This window comes from Planotetraspora phitsanulokensis (genome assembly GCF_016863295.1).
In the GTDB taxonomy this organism is placed as follows: domain Bacteria; phylum Actinomycetota; class Actinomycetes; order Streptosporangiales; family Streptosporangiaceae; genus Planotetraspora; species Planotetraspora phitsanulokensis.
Genome location: NZ_BOOP01000019.1, coordinates 230,457 through 247,094, shown reverse-complemented (window position 1 = coordinate 247,094; position 16,638 = coordinate 230,457). Strand labels below are relative to the sequence as shown.

Annotated in this window: 10 protein-coding genes; 1 reads left to right on the top strand and 9 read right to left on the bottom strand. The window is 69.4% G+C overall.

Going from position 1 to position 16,638, the window contains the following annotated elements; all coding sequences use genetic code 11:
* Positions 1–3,891: an FxSxx-COOH system tetratricopeptide repeat protein gene (gene fxsT, locus Pph01_RS21100; protein ID WP_204074831.1), complete on the top strand. Its 3,891-nt coding sequence runs from the start codon at positions 1–3 to the stop codon at positions 3,889–3,891.
* 2 nt (positions 3,892–3,893) lie between these two features.
* On the opposite strand, the gene Pph01_RS21095 is transcribed toward fxsT, so the two are convergent.
* From Pph01_RS21095 to Pph01_RS21055, 9 genes are all read right to left on the bottom strand, one after another.
* Entirely contained in the window at positions 3,894–4,760 is an 867-nt protein-coding gene (locus Pph01_RS21095) for an alpha/beta fold hydrolase (protein WP_204074830.1), read from the bottom strand.
* Between the two features lie 204 nt (positions 4,761–4,964).
* Entirely contained in the window at positions 4,965–6,281 is a 1,317-nt protein-coding gene (locus tag Pph01_RS21090) for a hypothetical protein (protein WP_204074829.1), read from the bottom strand.
* Between the two features lie 8 nt (positions 6,282–6,289).
* A complete protein-coding gene (locus Pph01_RS21085; RefSeq protein WP_204074828.1) occupies positions 6,290–6,679 on the bottom strand; it encodes a cupredoxin domain-containing protein in 390 nt (129 codons plus the stop codon).
* Between the two features lie 58 nt (positions 6,680–6,737).
* Positions 6,738–7,592: a copper resistance CopC family protein gene (locus tag Pph01_RS21080; protein ID WP_204074827.1), complete on the bottom strand. Its 855-nt coding sequence runs from the start codon at positions 7,590–7,592 to the stop codon at positions 6,738–6,740.
* Positions 7,593–7,883: 291 nt separating this feature from the next.
* The gene (locus Pph01_RS21075) at positions 7,884–10,055 is read right to left on the bottom strand and encodes an FG-GAP-like repeat-containing protein (protein WP_204074826.1); all 2,172 of its coding nucleotides are present in this window, start codon (positions 10,053–10,055) and stop codon (positions 7,884–7,886) included.
* 74 nt (positions 10,056–10,129) lie between these two features.
* A complete protein-coding gene (locus tag Pph01_RS21070; RefSeq protein ID WP_204074825.1) occupies positions 10,130–11,710 on the bottom strand; it encodes a hypothetical protein in 1,581 nt (526 codons plus the stop codon).
* A 195-nt stretch (positions 11,711–11,905) separates the two neighbouring features.
* Positions 11,906–12,733, bottom strand: coding sequence for a class I SAM-dependent methyltransferase (locus Pph01_RS21065; protein ID WP_204074824.1), 828 nt, complete (start codon positions 12,731–12,733; stop codon positions 11,906–11,908).
* Positions 12,730–13,557, bottom strand: a complete 828-nt coding sequence (locus Pph01_RS21060) for an alpha/beta fold hydrolase (RefSeq protein WP_204074823.1) — start codon at positions 13,555–13,557, stop codon at positions 12,730–12,732. Before Pph01_RS21060 ends, Pph01_RS21065 begins: the two co-directional genes overlap by 4 nt.
* A 95-nt stretch (positions 13,558–13,652) precedes the next feature.
* Positions 13,653–16,517 (bottom strand): AfsR/SARP family transcriptional regulator, encoded by a 2,865-nt coding sequence (locus tag Pph01_RS21055; protein WP_204074822.1) that lies wholly within the window; start codon positions 16,515–16,517, stop codon positions 13,653–13,655.
* Between the last annotated feature and the right edge of the window lie 121 nt (positions 16,518–16,638).

The following is a 16,638-nucleotide window of genomic DNA, read 5'->3' as shown; positions in this document are numbered from 1 at the left end:
ATGAGCGAGGGCCGGATCGTCACCTTCTACTCGTACAAAGGCGGCACCGGACGCACGATGGCGCTGGCGAACACGGCGTGGATCCTCGCCAGCAGCGGCAAGCGGGTCCTGGTCGTCGACTGGGACCTGGAGTCACCCGGCCTGCACAAGTTCTACCGGCCGTTCCTGGACAGCGGGCTGGTGGCGACCACCTCGGGAGTCATCGACCTCATCACGACCTACCAGTGGGCGGCGATGAAACGGGAGGTCCGATCGCGCGAGTGGCACCGGGAGTACGCGCGGGTCGAACCGCATGCCGTGTCGCTCGACTTCGAGTTCCCCGGTGAGGGAACGCTCGACTTCATCTCGGCCGGCCGGCAGAACCGCGACTACTCCTCCCTGGTCTCGGGGTTCGACTGGGACACCTTCTACGAGCGCCAGGGCGGCGGGCAGTTCTTCGACGCGCTGCGCGAGGACATGAAGGCCTGCTACGACTACGTGCTGATCGACAGCCGCACCGGATTGAGCGACATCGCGGAGATCTGCACCGTCCAGATGCCCGACGTCCTCGTGGCCTGCTTCACCCTGTCCGACCAGGGCATCGAGGGGACCTCCTCGGTGGCGCGCCACATCGACGACCGTTACGGCGACCGCAACATCCGCATCCTGCCCGTCCCCATGCGCATCGAGACGGGGGAGAAGGAGAAATGCGACGCGGGACGCAGTCTGGCCAAGCGTAAATTCGACAAGTTCCCGCGCGGGATGATCCAGGAGCAGCTCGACCAGTACTGGGGTGCGGTGGAGATCCCGTACATGCCCTTCTACGCCTTCGAGGAGATCCTGGCCACCTTCGGCGACGAACCGAACCGGCCCAGCTCGATACTCGCGGCCTTCGAACGGCTGACCGGCATGATCACCGAGGGGGAGGTCACCTCCTTCCCTCCCCTCGAGGAGCCCACCCGGATCCGCTACCTGGACACCTTCACCCGCCGTCACCCCACACACACGACCGACGTCTACCTCAGTTACACGTCGAAGGACCGGATGTGGACGGACTGGATCGCCGCCCTGCTGGACCGTTACGGCTACCGGGTGACCCTGCGCGAGGTCGACTCCGACGACGCCATGGACTTCGCGGGCGACGCGCCCCGCACGGTCGTGGTGCTCTCCGACGCCTACGTCCGCTCCTCGCGCAGCCAGGAGGTCTGGCAGTGGCTCACCAACGCCGAGGGCGCCGTCCGAGGCGAGCTGATCCCGATCCGCGTGTCCGAATCGCACTTCCCCTCGCCCTTCGGTGACCGCGCGCTCTCCGATCTCACCAGGATCTCCGAGCGCTCGGCCGCTGAGCGGGTGCTCAAGGCGTTCGGCCGGACGGATGAGGGGCAGGCGCTGGACACGGCGGGGCTCGGAGCCCGCTACCCCGGAAGCGTGCCCGTGGTCTGGAACGTCTCCGACCGCAACGCCGTCTTCACCGGACGAGGGGCCGTCCTCGACGAGCTGCGCGACCAGTTGGTAGGCGGCAGTTCGGCGGTGGTCCTCCCACAGGCGCTCTACGGCCTGGGCGGGGTGGGCAAGACGCAGGTGGCGCTGGAGTACGCCCACCGCTTCCGCGCCGACTACGACCTGGTCTGGTGGATCTCGTCAGAGGATCGCGAACGCATCAACGCGGCGTTCGAGGAGCTGGCCCGTCAGCTGCACATCCCGGTCGCCGACAACATCGCGGAAGTCGTCGCCGCCGTCCGCGAGTCCCTGCGCCTGGGCGAGCCGTACGGCCGGTGGCTGCTGATATTCGACAACGCCGGTGATCCCGATGACCTGAGGGGGTTCTTCCCCGGCGGCTCCTCGGGCCACATCCTGATCACCTCGCGCAACCAGGCGTGGTCGGCCGTTGCGGCACCTCTCGAGGTGGACGTCTTCAGCCAGGAGGAGAGCCTGGAGCACCTCAGCCGCCGGGTGCCGGGGCTGGCTCCGTCCGAGGCGATCCGGGTCGCCGAGGCCCTGGGGAACCTGCCGCTCGCCGTCGAGCAGGCCGCCGCGTGGTTGGCGGAGACCGGCATCCCCGCCGCGACCTTCCTGGAGCAGCTCGAGACGGAGGCGGCCCGGGTGTTGTCCCTGAGCCAGCCGGCCGACTATCCCCACCCGGTCGCCGTCACCTGGAACCTGTCGCTCGGGCAGCTCCAGGAGAGCTCGCCCGCCTCGGTGCGTCTGCTCCAGCTGTGCGCCTTCTTCGCGCCGGAGCCGATCTCGATGCAGCTCCTGTACAGCGATGAGATGACGGAGTCGCTGCTCCCGTACGACGACACCCTGCGCGAGAAGCTGGTCCTCGGCCGGGTGATCCAGGAGATCGGCAGGTTCGCCCTGGCCAAGGCCGACCAGGCCAACAACACGATTCAGGTGCACCGGCTGGTGCAGGCGGTCATCCGCAGCCAGATGACGGAGGAGGAGCAGGTCCAGGCCTGTCATGAGGTCCATCGCATCCTCGTGGGCGCGAGGCCGCGTCAGGGCGACGTCGACGACCCGGAGAACTGGATCCGCTACGACCTGATCTGGCAGCACCTGCAGCCCTCCCGTGCGACCGAGTGCACGGAGGAGGAGACCCGGCAGTTGCTCACCGACCGTGTGCGGTACCTCTGGAAGCGCGGCGACTTCGACAGCGCCCTCGCGCTGGGCGACCGTCTCGCGAACTTCTGGGAGGACGTGTTCGGCATCCACGACAGGCAGCGGCTCCACCTGCTGTTCAACGTGGCGAACGTCAAGCGCTCGCAGGGCAAGTACGAGGAGGCGCGCGACCTCGACGAATGGGTCCGGGAGCAGCAACTCGAGGTCGTCGGGGAGCGCCACCCGCACACGCTGATGACCGCCGGCGGGCTCGGCGCCGACCTGCGCGGTCTCGGCGACTACCAGGGCGCGCTGGAGTTGGACCGGGTGACCTATCAGCAGTGGAAGACGCTGTTCGGCCAGGACCACCCGCGTACCCTCTCCTCGGCCAACAACCTCGCGACGTGCCACCGGCTGGTCGGCGACGCCGCGAGCGCGCGCGACCTCGACCACGACACCCGCCAGCGCCGCATGAGGGTGCTCGGCAACAACCATCCCTACACCCTGTTCTCCGCCGCCCAGCTGGCTCGCGACCTGCGTGAGATCGGCCTCTACCGCGATTCGGTGGACCTCCTGCGGACAACCCTGCAGCTCTATCGGGAGTCACTCGGCGAGTCCTTCGTGGACACGTTGCGGGCGGCCAAGAGCCTCGCCGTCTCGCTCCGCAGGGCGGGGGAGCAGCAGGAGGCGTGGAACCTGGCGAAGGACACGGACGAGAGGTACACGCAGCGGTACGCGGGCACCCCTGACGCACTCGCGGCGCGGCTCGAGCTCGCCTCCTGCATGTCCGCTTTGGGCGACAAGGCGGGCGCGCGAGATCTGGCGGACGAGATCGCCCGCATCTATCGGGACACTTTGGGCGAAAGCCATCCGGGGACGTATATCGCTCTGAACAACCTGGCGATCTACCTGCGCGGAACCGGCGAGACCGACAGGGCGGAGAGCATCGCGAGGACATCGTACGAAGGGCTGCGCTCCCACCTGGGGGAGGATCATCCCTTCACCCTGTCGGCGGCGATCAATCTCGCCAACTGTCTGGCCGACGAGCAACGCCTCCCGGAGGCCGAGGCGCTGGAACGACAGACCCTCGAGGGTCTCCGCGAAAAGCTCGGCGACACGCACCCGGACACACTCGCCTGCGAGGCCAACCTCGCGGTGACGTTGTGGTCCAGCGGACGGACCACCCAGGCGGAGCGCATCCGCGCTCGCCTGCTCCCCGTCAACGGCCGGATCCTGGGCGACGGCCACCCGACCCTGACCTATCTCAGGGAGTGGCGGCGGACCAACAGGGACATCGAGCCGCAGCCGTTCTGAGGTCAGGCGGCCGACAGCCAGGACAGCACGTCGGGCATGACGCGGAGGGCGCCGAAATGCGCGGCGCCCTCCTGAATGACCACGTGGGCCCCGGGAATCTGCCGGCCGAGCCAGCGGGAGTGGTCGACGGGTGAGAACACGTCCTCGTCCCCGTGCCACAACAGCGTCGGTACGGAGATGTCCGCCGGTTGGAATCCCCATGGAGAGCTGAACGCGAGCGCGTCGTCGACCCACCCCGCCGCCGAGGTCCGTACGGCCTCCGCGAAATTGAGAGCGAGCATCATGCGGATTCCGAAGTCCGCCATGACGTACCTGTCCGGCTCGGGAAGGTCGTCGTCGAGGGCGGGCACGAGCCGGGTCGGATCCGCTCGGATCTGCTCCGCGTCGGGAGAGAGCAGTTCCATCATGGCGGCGTGACCGGTCTCCGCGGCCTTGTACGTGATCACGTTGGACGGCGTCATGCCGTTGAACCAGTCCAGCCCTTCGGCCTCCCGGGGCGCCAGCGGAACGAGGGCGGCCACCCGCGTCGTCCTCTCGGGCAGCAGTCCGGCGCAGGCCAGCGCGTGCGGGGCCCCTCCGGAGCGGCCGATCACCGCGAAGGAGTCGATGTGCAGGGCGTCGGCGATGGCCTCCACGTCCGCCGCGGCGTCCGCCACGGTACGGCCCCTCCTCCGGTCGGACAGGCCGTATCCGGGCCGGTCGTAGCTGATCAGCCTGATGCCGAGCCGATAGAGGACCGACGCGCGCGGAAACGGCCCCAGCCTGCTCCCCGGTGTGCCGTGTAACAGGAAGACCGGGCTCCCGTCGGGCTCACCCCTCTCGTCGACTGCCAGCGTCCGTCCGTCATGAGCCTTCACGAAACTCGTCAAGGCACCTCCCCGTCTCCCGATCGCAATGCTCCCTTATTGGCGGCTTTCGTCATATAGCGGTTTCTGACGAATATTCCTCACCGCAATGAAAGTGCTGGGAAAACTGAGGTGAGATGACATGAAAAGCGATCGCCCGATTAGGGGAATGGGGCGATCGCAATTCCGGCCATTCCTTCGACGCCTATGTGGAATGTCCGGACGGCTTCATGCGGCGAACAGGAGCAGCAACCCCATCACGGTGTAGAGCACCATCAGCGCCAACAGGGGGATCTGGCCCGTGACCGCGGTGCGCCGCGGGAGCAGCGCCAGCGCGCGGTCGTGGGCCAGCACCGTCCCGAGCACGTGGCCGATGATGATGACCGTCACCTGGAGCATGGCGATGCCGGCGGGGGTGTTGCCCAGGCCGCCGACGGTCCAGCCGGCCGTGCCCAGCCAGTCGGCGCCGGTGACCAGAGGATCGGAGAGCAGCGCGATCGTCCGCTGCCCTTCGAGCAGGAAGAGCGTGTAGTAGTGCGCGATCAGATAGCCGACGGCGATCGGCACGATCGAGTGGGCGAGCTCGCCCGCCATGACGCGAGGCTCGGTCGCGCCACGTCGCCCGGCCAGGGCGGTCGTGCCGAGGAACGCCCCGAGCACGAGGCCGATGACGAGGACGAGGCCCGCCGTGCCGACGACGGGAGCGGGCAGCGGGCTGTCCTGCACGAACCGCACCCAGACCGGGGCCCCGGAGAGGCTGTCGTACATCGTCGAGCCGAGAAGCATCACCACGAGCACCGGCAGACCGGGAGCAGGCCGCAGCCCGGACATCCCGTCGAGGGAGTTCCGCCATGCCACCTGGCCGTCGTCCCGCCTCACCACGGGGGCGAGCCTGCCGATGAGGTCGCTGTAGGCCTCGAACGCGTCCGCCTTGTCGAACCACCGCGCCCCGAAGACCACCGCCCCCGTCAGCATGATCACGGCGTACGCGCCCAGCCAGATCCCGATGACGGGCAGGGTGGCCCGGTCGGGGGCGACCAGTTCCAGCCAGACGAACGCGAACAGCCCCGCGGCGGCCGGCCAGTAGCCGACCCCGTCGGGCAGCGGCCGCAGCCCGGCGTCGGGGTCACGCCGCAGCGCTCTGGACGCCAGCAGGTGCAGCGTCCGCAGCGGGTTGAGGGCCCGCCACACCGGCCCGAGCAGCAGCGACAGCGGCACGAGGCCGACCCAGAACAGCACGTAGAAGGCGCCGGCTGTCGGGTTGTCCACGTCGTCGGGACCGAAGACGAGCCCCACGCAGAAGTACGCGGCGACGACGAGCCCCACGATCCGCCAGGTCCAGGCCCAGCCGTTCGAGGAGACCGCCCGCTGGAACAGGCCGGACAACGGCCGAACGCGCGCGAGCGTCCCGCCCAGGCGGGGTTCGGTCCACAGGACGCCGAGCGCCGCGAACGACACCAGCAGCGCGATGATCGCACCCGCGAGTGCGGCGGAGAACGGGATCGGCAGGTCCTGACGCCCGCCGACGCCGTGAGCCAGCAGCACCGCGCGTCCTAGCGAACCGCGAGCTGGAACAACTGCAGGCCCGACTCGTGCGTCTCGACCTCGAACAGACCGTCCTGGTCGGCGACGAACTCGATCGTGGCCGGGGTGCCGGGCTGCAGGCTCGCGCCCTTGTCGTAGCCGTGCACGTGCGCCTCGTCGGCCACGTCACTGGTCACGGTTATCCGCACGGTCTGGCCCTTGGTCACGTCGATCCGGCCCGGGGGCGGTGTCACGCTCTTCGCGGCGATCGTCACGTTGATCTCCTTGACCCCCACGGTGGCGGAGGCGGGGGCGGTGTCGGCGCTCGATCCCGAGCAGGCGGACACGCCTCCCAGGAGGGCGGCGCCGAGCACGAGGCCGGAGAGCAGGGAACGGAGACGGGCAGGGGCGGGCGTCATGACTGCTCTCCTGAGGAGAAGGAGGGAAGATCCCTGTACGGACGGGAGAAACGGGGGTTCAACGTCTCTTGGCGGCCTTGCCGCGTCCAGCGCTTCGCGGCGCGTCAGCGCGCTGGGCCAAAGGTGACCTTCCTGGCGGGCCGGGGACTCGCCGGGCAGGAGGCGCGCCATCGGGTGAGGGGCGCCGCGCGGCCCTGACCACCATGAACCCGGCGGCCACGACGAGGACGGCGGGGATCAGCCAGACCAGCACGCCGGTGTCGGAGTCGTCCTCGGCCGCGGTCTGCGCAGCCGCCGCGGGCGACGGAGCGCCCGTGTCGCACCCGGTCTCCGGTACGCCCTGCGGAGTGCAGCCCGCGGTCGGAGTGGGAGACGTCGTCCCCCCGGCCTGTGGCCCCGCCGCCGCCCCGGTGCCGGTCGCGGCGAGCAGGGCGGCGTCCGGCTGGTTCGTCGGCGCCTGCCAGCCCTTGGGGGCCGCCGTCATCCTGCCCTTGTAGGTGAACCTGACCTGTCCCTGGACGTGCTCACCGTCCGACGCGATCGTCATGTACTTCGCGGTGTAGACGCCCTGCTCGGGCCAGTACGCCACGGGGATCTTCGCGGGATATCCGGTGTGGTAGAGCTTCGGCTCCCATACGCCGTCGATGAGGTGGTCCTCGCGGACCGGTTCGTCGAGCCGCTTGGGCTCGTCCGTCAGCCACTGCCGGTCCACCCGGACGCCGCTCGGCGTGGTGACCGTGAAGTACGAGGTGGGCGCGGGCGGCTCGGTGAAGTAGAGGAAGACCGCCTCAAGCGGGTCCCTGACCGTGCTGTCCTTCGCGGGATTCGTCATGCCCAGTTGGCCGTGGGCCGCCGCGGGAGAGGACGACAGGGTCGTCAGGACGGCGCCACTGAGGAGAGCCGTGAGGAACATGAGGGACAGCCGGCCGAACCGTCGGCGCGCGGCCCCGGTCGTGGTCGCGGATGGCGCAGGAGAAGAACGCATGAGTCGGGACAAGCGCGGGGCCGATCCTTTCCGGTACCGAACACGTGCGCCGACCACGTCATACATCGAGTTGTTCTCCCACGTCCGCCGGGTGCCGACCGGCTTACGCGAGAGACGCTTGGGGCCACATTGTCACCAGCAAGTTGATCGAGCGTCAACCCTCAGAAACGGCGCGAGCCGGGCACGTCGAGTGACGTGCCCGGCCCGGAGCCGCGGGTCTCAGACGAGCTTCTTGTAGGTGTTCCAGCCAGAGCCGATCTTGACCTTGGTGCTGATCGCGCCCTTGCCGTTGCCGGAGTAGCGGTAGAGGTTGCCTGCGCTGTCCCGGGTCAGCAGGTCGTTTTTGCCGTCCTGGTTGAGGTCGCCGATGCCGATGATGGCGTTGTAGGCCTTGAAGCCCGCACCGATCTTGACGCGTGCGCCGAAGCGGCCGTTGGCGCCGAGCATCCGGTAGAGGTTGCCTGCGGCGTCGCGGGCCACCAGGTCGCCTCTGCCGTCGCCGTTGAGGTCGCCGACGCCGACCATGGCGGTGTAGCCGCCCTGCCCGGAGCCGATCTTGATTCGGGTGTTGTATCCGCTCCTGCTGTTGGCGGGGTAGAGCCACAGCACCCCCGCAGTGTCGCGGACGACCAGGTCGTCCCGCCCGTCACCGGTCAGGTCGCCGGGGGAGGTCAGCACGTTGTACCTGTTCCACCCGGTGCTGATCGCGGTCGACTTGTACGACGGGGCGAAGGCGCCGTCACCCCTGCCCCAGTAGATGCGCACGTTGCCCTTGGAGTCGCGGACCAGCAGATCCGCCTTCCTATCGCCGTTGAGGTCGCCGATCGGCACCAGCGTGGATGAGGCCGGCCAGGTCGCGGTGTGGCCCACGTTGCGCAGGGTCCCGGTGGTGAGCCCCGTCCATGAGTAGGTCGTGCCGTTCGTGCGGATGGCCAGCAGGTCGGGGATGCCATCGCAGTCATAGACATGGGTCAGCAGTCGGCCGCAGTCCACCTGGAGCACGCCGCTCCCGACCTTCACGGGAAGGGTTCCTCCGCCGTACTTGACGGTCAACTCCCAGGTGTAGGTCCCGCTGTCGACGACCGCGCCCTTCGGATCCTTGCCGTTCCAGGAGGGGTAGATGTATGGGGGCCCGGGTTCGGCGCCACCATCAGATGTCGCAACCAGACGCTTGGTGATTCGGTTGGCGATTTGCACCTGCCAGGAATCCACCGGGCGGCTCAGGTAGATCGCGTCCGACCAAAGCCCGAAGTACTTGTCCCCCGGCGTGACGCGCAGGTTGCTGCTCTCTTGGGCGATCACCGGCGCGGAGTCCGGCACCCCGTCTGCCATTACATGCACGCGGCCCGCGCCGTCCAGGTAGGCGATGTGGCCGCCGTACTTGTCCACGGCCCAGGTGATCCTGCGCTCGTCGGCCACCTTCCCGGCGGGAAGCGTGGCGATGGTCCGCTCCGCGACCGGGGCGCCGGTGTGGAAGTCGGTCAGCTTGAGTGTTCCCGTCGCCCGGTCATGCCGCACGACGTAGCCGTCGCCGAGCAGGGCCTGACCCGAGGGCACCCTGAAGCCGCGGTTCTTCGTCAGGTCGTACACTCCGGCCTGCTTGCCGTACCCGCATGACCAGTAGAGCCAGCGGGCGGTCGCCTCCAGTTCGGTGGGCACACAGGACACGCCGGTCCGCACCGTACGGCTCGGCGCTCTGGGAGTGGGCCGGTCCGGGTACAGTTCGGCGATCAGCGTGCCTGGAGTGCTCGTGGACGCGCTCCACAAGGTTTCGTACCAGACCGCGGCAGCTTGCACCGGACGGCTGCGAGTCACCTCGTGGAAGTCGGAGGCGACCAAGTACTGCCTCTTCGGCGTGCCTCCGTCGACCACCACGAAATCAGGAGAGGCATCTCTCACCTGGCCACCGATGCCGGGCACCGGGGTTCGCGTGGCGAGGGCGCTCCCGGGCGCCACGTCGGTCTCGAGCGTGGTGTGCCCGCCGGACACGATCAGATAGGAGACCCCGTAATAATTGCCGTCCACGGCCCGGACGCAGTCCAGGCCCGGCGCACATCGGACTGCGGAGGAAATCGACTTCCCGGGCGGGGTCCATCTTCCGAGGACCGGCACCTTTCCGGTGCGGATGTTCTGTTCGCTCAGGAACAACGTGCCCTCGAGATCGTTCACCGTGCGGACGACGCCACGGGAGAGGTTCAAGCCTACGATCTTGCCGCTGTCCGGCGTGATCACGATCTCCTGGGCCGCCGCGGCCTGGGCCTGCGGTGCGCTCGCGCCGAGCGGCACGGCCGTGACGGCGATCGCCAGTGCGATGGCCGCCGCTCGGGCGGCGAGATTGGAACGGCCTCGGCCACGTGGCGCCTCGGTCGGAACGTGGGTGGATGACCCCACAGGTCCCCCTTTGTGATGTTACGAAGGCGTCGGGCTCCGGAGGAAGGCACCTCCAGAGCCCCGCGTGGTGTGGTTCAGCGGAGAGTGACGCGGATGTACTTGGGGGAGTTGTAGGCGTAGTAGCCGGTCGCGCCCAGGTAGGTGGTGGTCCAGTAGGCCTCTCGGGTGGCCTTGATCTTGGCGGTGAACTTCCCGCCGGTGCCGGTGAGGGGCCGGGCGTACAGGTGGAGGGCCTTGCTGCCCTTGATGTGGAAGACGAGCCGGACTCGCTGGCCCTTGAACCCCTTCCAGCCCGACAGGTACCGCTGCAGGGTGCCCTTGATCGTGAAGTAGGTGTTCTTCTTGACCCTGGTCGCCGACACCTTCACCCCGGCGATCCGGGTCGGCGTCCGCCCGGCCTTGACCACCCGGCTCGTCGAGCCCTTGTAGTACTTCGCCGAAAGGATCTCGGCCCGGTAGTACCCCGTGTTCAGAGGCGTCTTGAGCGTCGTGGAGAACGCCCCGCCCGCGGTCAGGACCTTGGCCGTGTGCCACCCGGTCTTGCCGTTGGAGGAGTACTCGATCCGCACCGGCACCTTCAGTCCGCTCGGACCGACCGTCCCTCGCACCGTCGCCACGTGATTCGCGTTCACCGAGGCGGTGAAACCGCCGACCGAGGTGACCGAGGTGCCGACCTTCACGACACGGCTGGTCGAGCCGAGGTAGTTGTCGGCGGTCACGATCTGCGCGCGGTAGTACGCGGGCACGGCAGGAGGGGTGAACGTCGTGCTGAACGGCCCCTGGGCCTGGATGGTCCGGAGGTCCGTCCAGTTGGTGGAGCCGTCCTTGCTGTACTGGATCTTGAGCGGGAGCTTGTTCACCTCTCCGGCGACCCCGCCCTTCAGCGTCACCGTGCCTGAGGGGTTCAGCAGGCCGCCGAAATCGACGATCGACGTGACCTTCGCAGGGTAGACGTCGGCCGACATGGTGGCGTCCCTGTCGAAGAAGGTCTTGTCGATCGTCGTGGTCGGAGTCCACCAGAATTCGACCGGCACACTCGACATGGGGAAGGCGGGCGCCGGCATCTTCGGGAACGTCACCTTCTTGGAGAAGGAGCCGTCCGCGCCGGTCGTGGCCTCAGTGCTGATCCCCGCCCCTTCGATGTGAATCGTTCGTCCCGGCAGCGGCTTCCAGGTGACTTCGTCGCGCCCGAGGTACCTGAGCCTGCCCGAGAGGGTGGTCGTACGGGAGGGCGGGATCGCCGCCGGGCTGAACGACGCTTCGAGCCAGGCGAACGTCTTCGGCTCTATCCAGGTCGTCGCTATCGATTCTTCAAGGGCATCGGTGTCGGACACCTGCGCAGTCACGTCGATCCCCTGATCGCCGTGCACTTCGACGGTGAAGTTCCCGGCTGCGTCGGTCGTCACCTCGTGGAACGGGCAGCCGCCGTTACTGCAGTTGATCAATACCGTCTGGTCGGCCAGTGGGGCGCCACCGCCCTTGGGCAGATATGTCCCGACCGTTCCGGTGACGGTGGCCGTCCGGTCATAGGTCAGGTAGACGCCGGGAGTGAACCTGATCCAGGTTCTGATCTTCGTCGTGTCTGCATGGGCGGACGGGGCTGCCAGGCTCACTGCCATGAGGACGCCGAGCAGGCCCAGGAGAGTACGGCGCAAGGCTGCCTCTTCAATGGGGGGCGGAGAGAGGCAGCAGAATATCGTTCCAAAGTGACAAAACAACATCATTAATGCGCATGTGACTCGAACTTATCTATTGCGGCATGGGTCGCATATCGGTCACGCGCATCGCGCACGGCACGTGTACAGCCGGCGGCGCGAAACCACCGGCCGCACACGCACACTGGTTCAGCTCTACGGAATGCGTGTCCAGGCCCCGTACTGGATCGGCCCCATGACCTGGCTTCCCTGCGCGAACACGGCCTTGCGTAACGCGTCCGCCAGCCCCTCGTCGAGGTCGAGGCCTTCAGGAAGGGCGAGGTCCCATTTCCTCAGCGCCGGCTTGAGGCTCCGCAGCGATTGGGCCATCCAGTCGAACAGAGGCGATCCCTCGTCCGCGCCGACGATGCCCACGGCCTCGATCTCGGGGCCGGGCAGGCCCGCGTCCAGGAAGGTCCGGTTCAGGCGCCGCCCGAAGTCCGGAGGCGTCCCATGGGCCCAGTAGACCTCGGCGAGCAGCTGATAGCTGTCGTCCCAGGTCGGGCATGGCGGCCAACTGCTGTTCTCGTTCGTCAGGTCGATCTCGTGGAAGGCCACGATGCCGCCGGGACGCAGAAAGCGGGTGAACTTCCGCAACACGTCCGCGGGGTCCCGCTGGTAGAGGAGCACGAACCGGCCGACGACGGCGTCGAAGCTCAGCGACCCCGCGAGATCCTCCAGAGCCGTCACCTCGAAGGTGACCGTTTCGCCGAAGCCTTCGGTCGCCGCGCGCCCCCGCGCCTTCTCCACGGCCACCGGATCGCGGTCGACCCCCAGGACCCGGCCGCGCGGGCCGACGATCTCCGCCGCCAGCAGCGACACGTCGCCCACGCCCGAGCCGAGATCGAGGACGGACATGCCCGGCCGCAGACCGGCGGCACGCAGGAACCGCTCGGTCCACGGGCGCAGGACGCGCCCCTGAACCATCAGACGGCGATGTTCGAGATCCGTGCTGCCGAGCACATACGTCGAATCGCCCGTCACCTCGTGTCCTCCGTCCCGGGCAGCCCGGCCATCCAGTCGAGGACCAGCGCGTTGAACTCCGCCGCCCGTTCCTGCTGGATCCAGTGGCCGACCCCGTCCCAGGCCACCGCCGTGCTGTACGGATGCGGGCTGACCGACTCCTCCCAGTCGAGGTCGATGCCCTTCGCCTTCAGGGAGGCGTTCGCGGACACGGTCAGCACCGGGCAGGCCCGGCGGCGCAGATAGTCATCGGCGGCGGGACGGAGCGTCACCTCGTTGGGTTCGAACAGGCCGAGGAACACTCCGGAGACCGTCTCGGGGGAGGTGCCCAGCACCCGGCGGCGGTGCCAGGTCGGTAGCCATTCAAGCGCGGGCTCCACCTGAAGGCCTTCCATGCCGCCCAGCACGGCGACGGCCACGGAGACCGGGTCGGGGCCGCGGAAGGCCGCCGCGACGCCCGCGGCGAACTCGGCGTCGAACCCGTAGGCAGGGTCGACGGCGACGACTGCGCGGACGAGGTCCGGGCGTTCGACGGCGAGCACCGAGGCGGCGGCCGCTCCCAGCGAGTGGCCCACCACCACGACGGGCCCGGTGCCGAGGCCGTCGAGCAGCAGGGCGAGGTCGCCCGCGAAGTCATGCGGAGTGAAGCCCCCCGCGGCCTGTGACGACCGGCCGTGGCCGCGAAGATCCGGAGCGATCACCCGATGCCGGGCGGCGAACGGGTCCAGTTGTGCGGCCCAGTCATGCGAGTCGCACGTGCCCCCGTGTACGAAGAGCACGGTCTCGCCCCCGGAGCCCTCATCGGTGTAGAACAGCCGCCCGTCACCCACGGTGAAGTAGCTCAAGGTCCATCCCCCAGCGATCTGCGATGGTCGGGAGACCCTCCTGGTCTCCCGCGATTCGCCGGAAATCTAGGGAGCGTCCTGTGAACAAGAAGTGATCAGGCGTTCACCGCGCCCGTCGCCCGCTCGGCGTCGCGCAGCTTGGCGCGGATCTCGTCCGCGACCGTGGGGTCGGCGGCGGCGAAAACGGTCAGTGCCCGCCGCCAGACGGCCTGAGCCGCGGCCGGGTCGCCGCCGGCGAGATGGGTGTCACCGAGCCGGTTGAGCGTGCCCGCCTCGTGGAAATGGTCGCCGACCTCCCGGTACAGGCGCAGGGCGTCCTCGTAGCAGGCGGCGGCGCGCGAGTGGTCGCCGAGGTGGTGGTGGGCGTAGCCGAGGCTGTCCAGCGTGCCTCCGGCGCCGTAACGGTTGATCGGTTCCGTCGCGGCGAGTGCCTGCTCGAAGTAGGCGGCCGCCTGCTCGTGGTCGCCGAGCAGGGCGTGCGTCCACCCCAGGGCGTGCAGCGCGCTGCCCTCCGCGGGGCGGTTCCCGGCGGCCCGGTACAGATCGAGCGCGCGCCCCGCCGCGTCGAGCGCTTCCGCGTGCCGCCCCTGCTGGTCGAGTAGCCAGCCGTGGCTCCGGTGGGCGTGGGCCAGTCCCGATCGGTCGCCGAGTTCGGTGAACAGGTCGAGAGCCTGCCGTACATGGGTGTTGGCGGCGTCGTACCGTCCCAGCCGGGCGGATGCGCGGGCCAGCCCCCGATGGATGTGGGCCTGCGCGGTCCGTTCCCCCGCCCGTACGGCCGCGGCCAGCCCGGCGTGCTGTACGGCGAGGAAGTCGTGCCAGTGGCCCTGACGGTCGAAGAACCGCTCCAAGGTCCACGCCAGCTGCCACGTGTAGGTGTCCAAGCCGTTCCGTGAGGCCTGTTCGACCACGGACAGGAGCACGGAACGCTCGCGATTGAACCAGGCAAGGGCTTGCCGGTCGTCGTCGAAGTCCTCGGCGAGCACGCCGGGCTCCGGCGGCGGCAGGAGGGTCACGCTCCAGTAGGGGGAGAACAGCCGGCCCGCCGCGTGCGCGGTGCGCAGGTAATGGTCGGACACGCGGCGCACGACCGCGCGCCGCTCGGTCTCCGGGTCATGGGCGAGGGTGAGCTCGCCGGCATAGGCGCGGAGCAGGTCGTGGCAGGTGTAGCGGCCAGGTGTGTGCTCGGTGACGAGGTGCGCGCCCGTGAGCTCGGCGAGCAGCAGGCGCGTGCGCCGTACGGGAAGCCCCGCGACGCAGGCGGCGGCCCACGCGGTGATGTCGGGGCCCGGATGCAGGGCCAGGAACCGGAACAGCCGGGCGGCGTCGGCGCTGAGCGCCCGGTAGGACCACGAGAAGACCGCCCGCACGTCGCTGGCCGGGTCGGGATCGGCGAAGGCGTCGAGGCTGCCGTCCGCCTCGCGTAGCTCCCCGGCGATCGCCGTGAGGGGGAAGCCGGGACGGGTGGCCGCGCTGGCGGCCACGACGGCCAGGGCGAGCGGCAGGCCGGCGCAGCGAGCGATGATCTCGTCGACGGCGTCGGGCGCGGACGCGATCCGGTCCCGGCCGAGACGCCGGACGAGCGTCTCGCGGGCCTCCTCGGGCGTGAGCGGGTCCAGGATCAGCGGATGGGCGCTCTCGGTGGCGACCAGGCCGGACAGGCGGTCACGACTGGTGATCACCGCCAGGCACCCGGGGCTGCCGGGGAGGAGCGGACGCACGTGCTCCGCGTCGCGGGCGTTGTCGAGCAGGACCAGGACCTTGCGGTCGGTCAGCAGGCTTCGATAGAGGGCGGCCTGGGCGTCGAGCCCGCCCGGAATCCGGTGGGGCGGCACCCCGAGAGCCTCCACGAAACCACGCAGGGCCTCGCCGGTGTCCAGGACGGACCCGGTGGGGTCGAAGCCGCGCAGGTTCACGTACAGCTGACCGTCGGGGAAACGGTGGGCGATCCGATGCGCCCAGTGCACCGCAAGCGTGCTCTTGCCGATCCCGCCCATGCCGCCGATCGCGCTGATCACCACCGTCTCGGAGGTCCGCCCGTCCTCGGGGAGAAGGGCGAGGACCTGCTCGAGGTCGGCCCGCCGCCCGGCGAAGGCCGCGAGGTCCGACGGCAACTGCGTCGGCCGGGCGGGCTGCTGGGCGGGCTCCCGTGTCGTACGGCGGGCCGGTCCGGTCGCGTCGGCGGCCTGGCCCCGGAGGACCTGCTCCTGCGCGGCCCGCAACTCCGGCCCGGGATCGATGCCCAGCTCGTCGGCCAACCGGGAACGGACGGCCTGCCAGGTCTCGAGCGCCTCCGCCTGACGACCGGCCGCGGCGAGAGCCAGCACCAGCCTCGCCTGCAGGGGTTCGTCCAGCGGATGCCGCGTCGAGGCCTCCCACAAGGCCGTCAGCACCTGCTCGGCCGCGCCCAGGCGCAGCGCCAGGTCGGCGGTCTCCTGCACAGTGGCCAGCTGCTCGCGGTCCAGAGCGGCGAACACGGGGTGCGCCCGCACCTCCGCGGGGATCCCCGCGGCGGCCGGGCCCTGCCACAATGCCAGCGCTTCCGTCAGCAGGTCCAGCGAGCCTTCCCGGCGGGCCTCCTCGGTCATGCGGCGGAAACGCAGCAGGTCCACCTCTTCCGGGCCGACATCGAGGCGGTAGCCGCCGGCGCCACGGACGAGCCACCGCCCCTCCTCACGTACGGCGAGGCCCGGTTCGAGCAGCCGGCGCACCATTCCGACGTACCGGTGCACCACGTTGACCGCGCTGGCCGGCGGATCCTGTCCCCACAGGACGTCGACGACCTCGCCGAGACCCACCGGCCGGCCCGCGTGCACAAGGAGCAGAGCCAGCATCGCCCGCTGCTGGGGAGGACCCGGATCGAGCTCGAGGCCGTCCCGCCACGCCCGCACCGGCCCCAGCACCGTGAACCGCACCGTTTCCGGTGACGCCTGACCTGACGCCGTCACCTCGCCCGACACAATGGACTCCCGATTCCGTCTTCTGTGTGACTGACGGCGCCGCCGTTCGATCACTTCTTGCACACAAGGCCCGACCTACGATCACGGCCCAGTTATGAACGCGAGTTCACAGCTCGTTGTT